Annotated in this window: 12 protein-coding genes; 7 read left to right on the forward strand and 5 right to left on the reverse strand. The window is 72.5% G+C overall.

Translation table 11 applies throughout. The features are described from left to right. Positions 1-58: 58 nt before the first annotated feature. Positions 59-289 carry a biotin/lipoyl-binding carrier protein gene (locus AC08OU_RS18490; protein ID WP_462186220.1) on the reverse strand — a complete coding sequence of 77 codons (231 nt, stop codon included), beginning with the start codon at positions 287-289 and terminating at the stop codon, positions 59-61. 157 nt (positions 290-446) lie between these two features. Between AC08OU_RS18490 and AC08OU_RS18495 the strand changes: the two genes are divergently transcribed. After that, a complete protein-coding gene (locus AC08OU_RS18495) occupies positions 447-1,154 on the forward strand; it encodes a DUF5317 domain-containing protein (protein WP_476605404.1) in 708 nt (235 codons plus the stop codon). After that, on the forward strand, positions 1,154-1,228 hold the full coding sequence (locus AC08OU_RS18500; RefSeq protein ID WP_369807823.1) for a 50S ribosomal protein bL37: 75 nt from the start codon (positions 1,154-1,156) through the stop codon (positions 1,226-1,228). The genes AC08OU_RS18495 and AC08OU_RS18500 overlap by 1 nt, the downstream gene beginning before the upstream one ends. 66 nt (positions 1,229-1,294) lie before the next feature. On the opposite strand, the gene rsrA is transcribed toward AC08OU_RS18500, so the two are convergent. The 3 genes from rsrA to AC08OU_RS18515 form a co-directional block, all read right to left on the reverse strand. Beyond that, a complete protein-coding gene (gene rsrA / locus AC08OU_RS18505) occupies positions 1,295-1,579 on the reverse strand; it encodes a mycothiol system anti-sigma-R factor (RefSeq protein WP_462186218.1) in 285 nt (94 codons plus the stop codon). Next, on the reverse strand, positions 1,576-2,382 hold the full coding sequence (locus AC08OU_RS18510) for a sigma-70 family RNA polymerase sigma factor (protein WP_462186217.1): 807 nt from the start codon (positions 2,380-2,382) through the stop codon (positions 1,576-1,578). Before AC08OU_RS18510 ends, rsrA begins: the two co-directional genes overlap by 4 nt. Before the next feature lie 62 nt (positions 2,383-2,444). After that, positions 2,445-3,074: an alpha/beta hydrolase family protein gene (locus tag AC08OU_RS18515; RefSeq protein WP_476601409.1), complete on the reverse strand. Its 630-nt coding sequence runs from the start codon at positions 3,072-3,074 to the stop codon at positions 2,445-2,447. 185 nt (positions 3,075-3,259) lie between these two features. On the opposite strand from AC08OU_RS18515, the gene AC08OU_RS18520 reads away from it, so the two are divergent. Then, entirely contained in the window at positions 3,260-4,048 is a 789-nt protein-coding gene (locus AC08OU_RS18520; protein ID WP_476601410.1) for a methyltransferase domain-containing protein, read from the forward strand. On the opposite strand, the gene AC08OU_RS18525 is transcribed toward AC08OU_RS18520, so the two are convergent. Beyond that, a complete protein-coding gene (locus AC08OU_RS18525; RefSeq protein WP_476605405.1) occupies positions 4,045-5,433 on the reverse strand; it encodes an amidase in 1,389 nt (462 codons plus the stop codon). The two genes, AC08OU_RS18520 and AC08OU_RS18525, sit on opposite strands and share 4 nt — an antisense overlap. Between AC08OU_RS18525 and aroA the strand changes: the two genes are divergently transcribed. The 4 genes from aroA to AC08OU_RS18545 all read left to right on the forward strand — a co-directional run bounded on the left by aroA (position 5,432) and on the right by AC08OU_RS18545 (position 9,497). Beyond that, the gene (aroA, locus tag AC08OU_RS18530) at positions 5,432-6,772 is read left to right on the forward strand and encodes a 3-phosphoshikimate 1-carboxyvinyltransferase (protein WP_476601414.1); all 1,341 of its coding nucleotides are present in this window, start codon (positions 5,432-5,434) and stop codon (positions 6,770-6,772) included. The genes AC08OU_RS18525 and aroA overlap by 2 nt on opposite strands. Positions 6,773-6,847: 75 nt before the next feature. Beyond that, positions 6,848-7,834 carry a ribosome small subunit-dependent GTPase A gene (rsgA, locus tag AC08OU_RS18535; protein ID WP_476601412.1) on the forward strand — a complete coding sequence of 329 codons (987 nt, stop codon included), beginning with the start codon at positions 6,848-6,850 and terminating at the stop codon, positions 7,832-7,834. 101 nt (positions 7,835-7,935) lie between these two features. After that, on the forward strand, positions 7,936-8,781 hold the full coding sequence (gene hisN / locus AC08OU_RS18540) for a histidinol-phosphatase (RefSeq protein WP_462186211.1): 846 nt from the start codon (positions 7,936-7,938) through the stop codon (positions 8,779-8,781). After that, a complete protein-coding gene (locus tag AC08OU_RS18545) occupies positions 8,778-9,497 on the forward strand; it encodes a glycerophosphodiester phosphodiesterase (protein WP_476601413.1) in 720 nt (239 codons plus the stop codon). Before hisN ends, AC08OU_RS18545 begins: the two co-directional genes overlap by 4 nt. Position 9,498: the final 1 nt, after the last annotated feature.

Here is a 9,498-nt window from a genome sequence, read left to right on the forward strand (position 1 = left end):
TTAGGACATCGCCTGAGGCATCGGATCCCTCAGCCGCTATCCCGCCGGACAAGGACGATCAGGCGGTGGGGAGCGGCTCGACCACGGCGATCAGGTCACCGTCCTGGACGACGTCGCCCTCCTGCACCGCGATCCGGGCGACCGTCCCGCCGTCCTCGCTGATCACGGGGATCTCCATCTTCATGGAGTCGAGGATCACCAGGGCGTCACCAGCGCTCACCGGGTCTCCCACACCGACGACGACCTTCCAGACGTTGGCCACCATCTCAGCGCGGACTTCCTCGGCCATCAGGCTCCCTTCAGCGGCGGTGAATCTGGCAAGAGCGTAGTGTGCCGAGGCTGTCCGACCAACGTCCCTGGGCCCCGGATGTATCCGGGCCGGCACGCTGAGACGACGCGACCGCCCGGTGCTGGGACTGTCGCTCATAACGCCGCACACTACGCATGTGCTCGTACTTCTGGTGCTGACCCTGCTATGCGGTCTGGGCGTCGGCCTCGCCCACGGCGGAACTCTCGGCGCCCTCGCCCGCATCCATGTCTCCCGACCATGGCTGGTCGCCGCGGCGGTCCTGGTGCTCGCGATCGGCCGACTCGTGCCCGCCCTGCACGGCCCGGCGTGGATCGCGGCCGCCGTGGTCACAGCCCTGTTCGCCAGCGCGAACAACCGCCTGCCCGGACTCGGTCTCCTGGTCACCGGTCTCATCTCCAACGCCGCCGTCATCACCGCGAACGGCGGCCAGATGCCGGTGTCGCGGTGGGGGGCCGACCGCGCCGGTGTACCGATCTCCGACATCCTGGCCTCGGCATTTCACACGCCGGCCGGGGACGGTACGACCCTGCGCCTGCTCAGTGACATCATCCCGCTGCCCCTGCCCTGGACGCCCGCGGTCGTCAGCGTCGGCGACGTGGCGATCGCCGCGGCGCTGGGACTGTTCGGAGCGATAGCCCCCGTGCGGGCGTGGCGCACGTTGCAGGCCCGCCGCCATGCCAGGGCGGTGCAGTCCCCGGCCCGCGGGAACCTCGGCGATGGCTCACCGGACGGGTTCGGCGACGCCGACGAGGACGAGGGCCTCGACGGACCCGCCGGTCACCTCCCGTCGGCGCGGACTGGCACGATGACTGCACGTCGAAGCGGAACGGAGGAAGATTCCTGATGGCGAAGAAGAAGCGCAAGCGGCGCGCACGGGCGAAGAACAAGGCCAACCACGGCAAGCGCCCGAACACCTGAGCCACCCGGCGGGCCGTGGCTGCCACGGCCCGCCCCCAGGTAGCCCGATGCTCCACCCGGCCCCAGCTACTCCGGCCGGTACTCGGCGGCGTCGATCTCCACCCGGACGGCCCGCAGCCGGGCGAGCAGGCTCGCCCGCAGCGACTCGGGCGCCCGCTCCCCGCCGCACTTGCGGGCGACGAGCATCTTCACCTCGTGCTCCACCCCGAACTCGCGCAGGCAGGGAGAGCATTCGTCAAGGTGGGCCCGAATCAGATTCTGCTGCCCGCCCTCACACTCACCGTCGAGATACAGAAAGACCGCGTCGAGTACTTTCCGGCAATCGATCTCGTGTGGACCGCCGCAGCTCACGACGCACCGCCCTCGCCGTCGGCGGAACCGGCCGCCACGAGCCCACGGTCCAAGGCATACTTCTCCAAGGACTTCCGCAGACCCCGGCGACCGCGGTGCAACCGGGACATCACGGTCCCGATCGGCGTACCCATGATCTCCGCGATCTCCTTGTAGGCGAAGCCCTCGACGTCGGCGAGGTACACCGCCATGCGGAAGTCCTCGGGCAGTGCCTGCAGGGCGTCCTTGATATCGCTGTCCGGCAGGTGTTCCAACGCCTCGGTCTCCGCGCTCTTGAGCCCACTGGACGTATGCGACCCCGCCTCGGCGAGCTGCCAGTCCTCCACCTGCTCGGTGGGGCTCTGCAGCGGCTGGCGCTGCCGCTTGCGGTACGTGTTGATGAACGTGTTCGTCAGAATCCGGTAGAGCCAGGCCTTAAGATTCGTGCCCGCCTGAAACTGGTGGAAGGCCGCGAACGCCTTGACGAAGGTCTCCTGCACGAGATCCTCCGCGTCAGCGGGATTACGGGTCATGCGCAGGGCTGCCGCATACAACTGGTCGAGGTAGGGAAGGGCGTCCTGCTCGAAACGGGCGCCTCGCTCCTCGGTGGTCTCGTCGACCAGGATCACTTCCTCACCGTCATGCTCCCCGGCGGCCCGCCCCGCGTCCACCACACCTGACCGGGCGACATGCGACCGTCCTTCCAGAGCGGACGATACCCCGGCCAAAGCCGGGGCGCGCATCGGCGCGACGCTCGGCAAAGGCCAGGCGGCGGCGGTCCGCGACTGCGCGGACCGCCGGCCGGTGCTGCTCCCAGGAGTCATGAAGCCTCCACGACGTCGTCGGGCTGCCGGTTAACTGTCGGCTGACTGCCCGCACAACCGGGTCAGCCCGCGGATGATTCCCGCAGCCGGCCCCGCAGCCAGAATGCGCCGGCCCGGGCCGCTTCGGCCACGGCCTCGCCGGGCGGACGCGCATCCTGTCGGCGGGTCCGGAAGGAGTGGTCGGCTCCCGCGACGAGATGGACCTCGCGGCCGAGCTCCGGATCGGGCACCGGTCGCCCGAAGGAGTCCCGCTCGCCCTGGACGACGAGCACCGGGACGCCCGCGCCGTCAAGTTCGTCCTGCCTCGACGGCCTGGTTCTGCCTGCCGGCGTGGTTCCCGGTGGCTGGAGCGGGAAGCCGAGGGCGAGCACGCCGCACGCCTCGAGCCCGGCCGCGACCCGCACGGCTACCCACGATCCCATCGAGGCGCCGGCGAAGGCCAACAGGCGCGGTGGGCCCAGCGCCCCGACCGCGGCGATCGCGACCGCGTCGAGCCGGGCCGGCCGGTCCGGCGCCCGCCGTCCGGCGACGCGGTACGGCATCTCCAGCCGCGCCACCTGCACCCCGACAGAGGTGAGATATGCCGCAAGTTGTACGAAAAGCGGCGTGTCCGTGCCAGTCCCGGCTCCGTGCAGGAAGAGCACCGTCGACTCCGTCGTGCCGGGAACCACCAGCAGCCGCCCGCCGTCCACAGCTGTGGGCGGTCCATCACCCGGGACCTGCCCGGGGCCGGCGGCGGTGGACGGCGAATCCGGCGCGCATCTATCCGCGCGAACGGGGAAGGACACGACGTGGTCGAGCCTGGAATCTGTCAGACTTCCGCCTTGAGTGTGTGACTTACCTCGCATCATCGCCCCTCGAAGGGTAGGAACGTTTCATGCCGCCTGGCCCCGACGCCGATCCGGGTCCGTCTCGCGGACGAGCGAACACCCTGGTCTGCGAGGCTCCAGCCAACAGTGACGACCCATACTGGGCGTTCTACGAAGAGGTCGCGGCGGTCCAGCTCCGCGAATGGCTGCCGTCCCGGCCCACGCGGGTGCTCGACGTCTCCGGCCCGCGGGCCCGCTTCGCCCGCCAGATGGTGAGCACCGGCCATCAGGTCGTCCGGGTGGTCACCAGCGCCCTGCCGCCCGATCCGGGGAGCGGTCCCGGGACGCTTCTGCCGGTGGTGGGAGACGCCCGCTCGCTGGACTGGTTCGCTCCCGGTTCCTTCGACGCCGTCCTCGCCGAGGCTCGGGCGCTGTCGTTCTGCCTCGCCACCGAGACCATCCTGGAGGAGATCCACCGGATGCTGCGGCCGGGCGGCCAGCTGCTGCTCTGCGTCGACTCCCTGCTGCTCGGGCTCGCCCGGCTCGCCGAACAGCACCGCTGGGCGGAGCTGTCCGACGTCCCGCGGGCGGACGTGGTGCTCGTGCCGGCGGAAGACGGAACGATCACCCGGTGTTTCTGGCCTGAGGAACTTCGGGCGCTGCTGACCAGCGCAGGGCTCGACGTGGACTGGATCCGCCCGCGCACCGTGCTCTCCGCAGAGGCGGTCAAGCGTGCGGTCGCCGAGGACGTCTCGTGCTTCCCCACCCTGGTACGCACGGAGGTGGAACTCTCCGCCGAGCGTGAGGGTGAGTCCATCGGCATCCATCTCATCGCCTCGGCCCGCCGGTCCGCCTAAAATCCGGCGCGACGGTCGGTCCATGCGGGCCAGGGGGCGAGGCGTTCGAGGGCGGCCGCGATTCCCAGGAGCCGGGCCTCGTCCCCGTGCCGGCCGACGATCTGGAGGCCAACCGGGCAGCCGTCGTCGGTGAATCCGGCGGGGACGCTCACCGCGGGGTGGCCGCTGAGGTTGAACGCCCAGGTGAGGCTCACACTCCGGGTCTGGCCTGGGCCGCTGTGCGGATGCGGCCGGTTCGGCGTAGTGGGCGTGATGATCAGATCGACCCGGGCCAGGATGGCCGCGAGCCGGGCGTCGTTGTCCTCCCGCGACGCCGCGCTGCTCCGGTCACGGCGGCCGCGGTCCACCGGGGCAGTGGCCGTCGTGACCGCGGTGGCCGTGGCCGCGGTGGTCGCCCGCAGCGCCGTCCACGCCTCCTCCGGATCCTCCAGCTCGACGGGGACCGCACGCCAGGTCAGCGCACCGGCGCGGACGAGACGCTCGGCGGCGGCGCGGCTGACCGCCACCACCTCCGGCTCGGGGGTGGCGAATCCGAGCGTCGCTGACCAGGCGGCACCCGGCACGCGATCCGCGCCGCGCGGGCCGGCCGCGGGGCGCGACCCGGGGTCGCCGAGGACCACCTCCAGCCAGGCCTGGGCGTCCGCGACCGTCCGGGTGATCGGACCGGGCACGGTGAACCCGGCCGGGTTCCGGGTAGGCAGCCGTCCGTTCGTGGGTTTGAGGCCGACCACTCCACACCAGGCCGCCGGGAGGCGGGTGGAGCCGGCGCCGTCGCTGGCCGTGGCGAGCGGGACGATCCCCGCCGCCACCGCCGCGGCCGAGCCGGCCGACGATCCGCCCGGGACGCGGTCGACCCGCCACGGGTTGACGGTCGGGCCACGGCTGGTGTGGCCCCAGGTCTGCCAGACGTGCGCGGCCCGCACCGGTACCACGGTCATTCCGATCGCGACCGCTCCCGCCGCGATCAGCTTCTGGGTCACGGGGGCGTCGACGCCCTCCCCTGCCTTGACGGCGACGGGCACGCCGGCGAGGGGCAGGTCCGCACCGCGAGCCAGGGCGCGTTGCACCGCGCTGGCCGTGCGCCCGGCTTCCTCCGGCCAGAGCTCGGTGAAGGCCCGCAGGACGCCGTCCACCGCGCGCAGGCGGGCGAACGCGGCATCGACGGCCTCCTGCGCGGCGATCTCACCGCGACGGACCAGGTCGGCCACCACCACCGCGCCGCACGACGGATAGGCACGCTCAAAGGATCTTCTCGTCGCCACCCGGCCTCCCGCCGCGCCCGCCCGACCCGACCGGCACCCGACCCGACCGGCGGGAATCGGGTGCCGGCCGGCGCATGTCGCGAGGACGCGGTTGACCCGGGCCGTCGTCCGGCATGCTGTCATGGTGAGCATCCTGACGGGTACCGAAGCCACCGGAACGCAGTCCGATCCGTGGCCGGCTCCACTCGCACGGCAACCGGTCGAGGCCGTCGTCGCGGTGCCCGGCTCGAAGTCCGGCACGAACCGGGCACTCGTGCTCGCCGCGCTGGCGAATGGAACCTCCCGGCTGCGGGGCGCGCTGCGCTCCCGCGACACCCTGCTGATGGCCGGGGTGCTGAGGACGTTGGGTACCGAGGTATCCACCGAGGGGCCCGACTGGGTCGTCCACGGCCACCCGATGCCGAGCGCCGCACCCGCCGCGCGCGCGGAGTGCGGAAACGCGGGCACCGTGGCGCGCTTCACCCCGGCGCTGGCCACGCTGACCCGCGGCGATGTCGTCTTTGACGGAGACGCGCGGATGCGCGAGCGCCCACTCACCCCGCTGCTCGGCGCGCTGCGCGAGCTCGGCGCCGAGATCGACGGCGACCGAATGCCCTTTACCGTGCACGGCCGAGGGCGGCTGCGCGGCGGCGAGGTGATCGTGGATGCCTCCCACTCCAGCCAGCTTGTCTCGGGGCTGCTCCTCGCCTCCCCGCGCTACGACACCGGGGTGACGGTCGTCCACCGCGGGTCCCGGCTGCCATCGGCTCCCTACCTGGACATGACCGTCGCGGATCTACGGGCCGCCGGCGCCACGGTCGAGGTCGACGCCGTGCGCTCCCCCGCAGCCGGCCCGGTGGCGGGCACCCGGCGCTGGCGCGTCGAACCGGGCAGGCCGACCGCCGCGGACCGGACCATCGAACCGGACATGAACAGCGCGGCGGCCTTCCTCGCGGCGGCGGTCGCCACCGGCGGGCGGGTGGTGATCCCGGACTGGCCGGAGTCGACCGAGCAGCCCGGCCGGCTGCTGCCCGATCTGCTGGTGGCGATGGGAGGCACGGCCCGGCGCACGCCGGCGGGCCTGGAGATCACCGGTGGCGGCGCCGTCCACGGGATCGACGTCGATCTGTCCGACTTCGGGGAGGCCGCTCCGACGCTGACCGCGCTCGCCGTGCTCGCCGACTCGCCGTCACGGCTACGGGGCATCGCGCACCTGCGGCTGCAGGAGACCGACCGGCTGGCCGCCCTGGCCCTCGAACTCGGTCGCCTGGGCGCACGGGTCACCGTCACCGACGACGGGCTGGCGATCAGTCCGGCGCCCCTGCACGGCGCCCGGCTCGACCCGCACGCCGATCACCGGCTGGCGATGGCCTACGCGGTGGTCGGCCTCGTGGTGCCCGGGATCGTCATCGACGACATCGCGACGACCGGCAAGACGGTGCCGGACTTCCCCCGGATGTGGACGGCGATGCTGGCCCGATGAGCGGCGCGACGCGACGCCCCCCGGGCCGGGCCGGCGGCCCCCCGGGTCCGACCGACGGCGCCGGCGGCTAGTCCGATGGCCCGCGAGCTGGACGAGGACGACGTCCGGGTCCGGCCGGGCCGGGGATCGCGCCCCCGGACCCGGGACCGGCCCGACCATGCCGAGGCGGTTGTGGCGGTAGTGGTGGGTGTCGACCGCGGCCGGTACACCTGCCGACTCGACGCGATGGCCGACCGTCTGGTCGCGGCCGTGCGCGGTGGGTCGATGCGCCGGACCTCCGTGATAGTCGGTGACCGGGTGGCCCTCGTGGGGGATGTCTCCGGGGCGGCGGGCCTCCTGGCGCGCATCGTCCGCCGCGAGGAACGCACGAGCGTCCTGCGGCGCACCCCCGACGACAGCGATCCGGTGGAACGCCCGATCGTCGCGAACGCCGACGTCCTGGTCATCGTCTGCGCGGTCACCGATCCGCCGCCGCGGCCCGGCCTGATCGACCGGTGCCTGGTCGCCGCCTACGACGGCGGGCTCTCCCCGGTCCTGTGCCTGACCAAGACGGATCTCGCGGATCCGGCACCGCTGGTCGAGCTGTACCGCCCGCTCGGGCTCCCCGTCGTGACCACGCGCCCCGGTGGGGACCTGCACGCGCTGCTGGAGCTGCTGACCAATCGGGTCAGTGTGCTGTTCGGGCACAGCGGGGTCGGCAAGTCCACCCTGGTGAACCGGCTAGTGCCGGCGGCGGACCGGGCGATCGGCGAGGTCAACGCCGTGACCGGCCGCGGCCGGCACACCTCGTCGGCCGCTGTCGCACTGCTGCTGCCCCAGGGGGGCACTGTTGTAGACACCCCGGGTGTCCGGTCGTTCGGGCTCGGCGCGGTGTCCCCGGAGCGGGTGCTGCGGGCCTTCGAGGACCTCGCCGCGGCCGCCGCGCACTGTCAGCCCGGATGCGAGCACCTGGCGCCGTCCCCCGACTGCGCCCTGGACTCGGCGGTGCGGGACGGCCATGCCGACGCTGCCCGGCTGGCGAGCCTGCGCCGGCTGCTCGGCGCCCGCGGAGCATCGCCTTGATCGCAATAGATCGGGAGATTAGTCACACTCACCCCGCCACCCGGTGCCCGCCGCCCGGGACCACCGACGCGCGGTGGGGCTCAGCTCGTAGTCTCGCAGGCGTGACCCCGCCTAACCCCACCTCCGTGAGCATCGAACCGACCGCGGACTCCGACACCGTCGCCATCGCCGACGATCTGGCCCTCGCGCTCAGCCTCGCGGACGCCGCCGACCGGATCACTCTTTCCCGATTCCAGGCAGTAGACCTGCATGTCGAGTCGAAGCCGGACAACACCCCGGTCTCCGACGCCGACACCGCCGTCGAGTCCATGATCCGCGAACGGCTCGCTGTGGCCCGGCCGGGCGACGCCGTGCTCGGCGAGGAGGAGGGTCTCGTCGGATCGGGCGCCCGCCGGCGCTGGATCCTGGACCCCGTCGACGGCACCAAGAACTTCGTGCGCGGCGTGCCCGTCTGGGGCACCCTGCTCGGGCTCGAGGTGGACGACGAGATGGTCGTCGGGGTCGCGAGCGCCCCGGCGATGAGCCGACGGTGGTGGGGAGCCCGGGGCACCGGTGCCTTCACTCGCGACGCCACCGGCGACACCCGTGCCCTGAAGGTCTCCTCGGTCACCAGCCTGGGTGACGCCTTCCTGTCCTTCGCCTCCGTCGAGGGCTGGCAGACCGCCGACCGGCTGGAGGAGTTCCTCCACCTCGCCGGCCAGGTCTGGCGGACCCGCGCCTACGGCGACTTCTGGTCACACATGATGGTGGCCGAGGGCGCCGTGGACCTCGCCTGCGAACCCGAGGTGTCGCTCTGGGACATGGCCGCGCTCCAGGTCATCGTCGAGGAGGCCGGCGGCCGGTTCACCGACCTGGGCGGACGCCGGGGACCGGGACACGGCACGGTGCTCACCACCAACGGGCATCTCCACGACGTCGCGCTGCAGTCGTTCAACGGCTCTTCATGATCGGTTTTGCGCATCGTGGTTCTCCCGCCCCCGGCCAGCGGGAGAACTCCCTGCCCGCGTTCCGTCGTGCCCTGGCCGGCGGGGCGAGTGGGCTGGAGTCGGACGTCTGGCTCACCGCCGACGGCGTTCCGGTCCTGCATCATGACGGTGTGTTCGGCCCGCCCGGGCGGCGTCGGCGGATTCCCGACCTGACCGCCGACCGCCTGCCGGGGTGGCTGCCGACCCTCGCGGAGTTCTACGCGGAGCTGGGTACGTCCTTCGAGTTCAGTCTTGACCTGAAGGGCCCGCCAGGCAGTTGGGCGGACGCGGCTGCGGCCGTCGCCGCCGTCGCCCGCGAGGCCGGTGGCGGCGAGGCGGCGAGGCGGCTGTGGCTGTGCGGCGGGCTCACGGACCTCGCGAAATACCGACCGCTGGATGACGATGTCCGGCTGGTGAACTCGACGTCGATCCGCGATATCGTCGCCGGTGGCGGAATGACCGCGTACGGCGATGAACTCCGGGCCGTCGGAGTCACCGCCCTCAACCTGCGCGCGCGTGAATGGACCCCGCCCCGGGCCGGCATCGTCGGTGTTCTCCACAACCTGGGTATCGCCGTGTTCGGGTGGGATGCGCAACGAACAACCACACTGACCCGGCTAGCCGGATACGGGCTCGATGCGGTCTACAGCGACCATCTACGCCGGCTGGTACGCGTGACGGGTGCCACCCGGGCATAGC

This window comes from Frankia sp. CcMO1, from assembly GCF_977945845.1.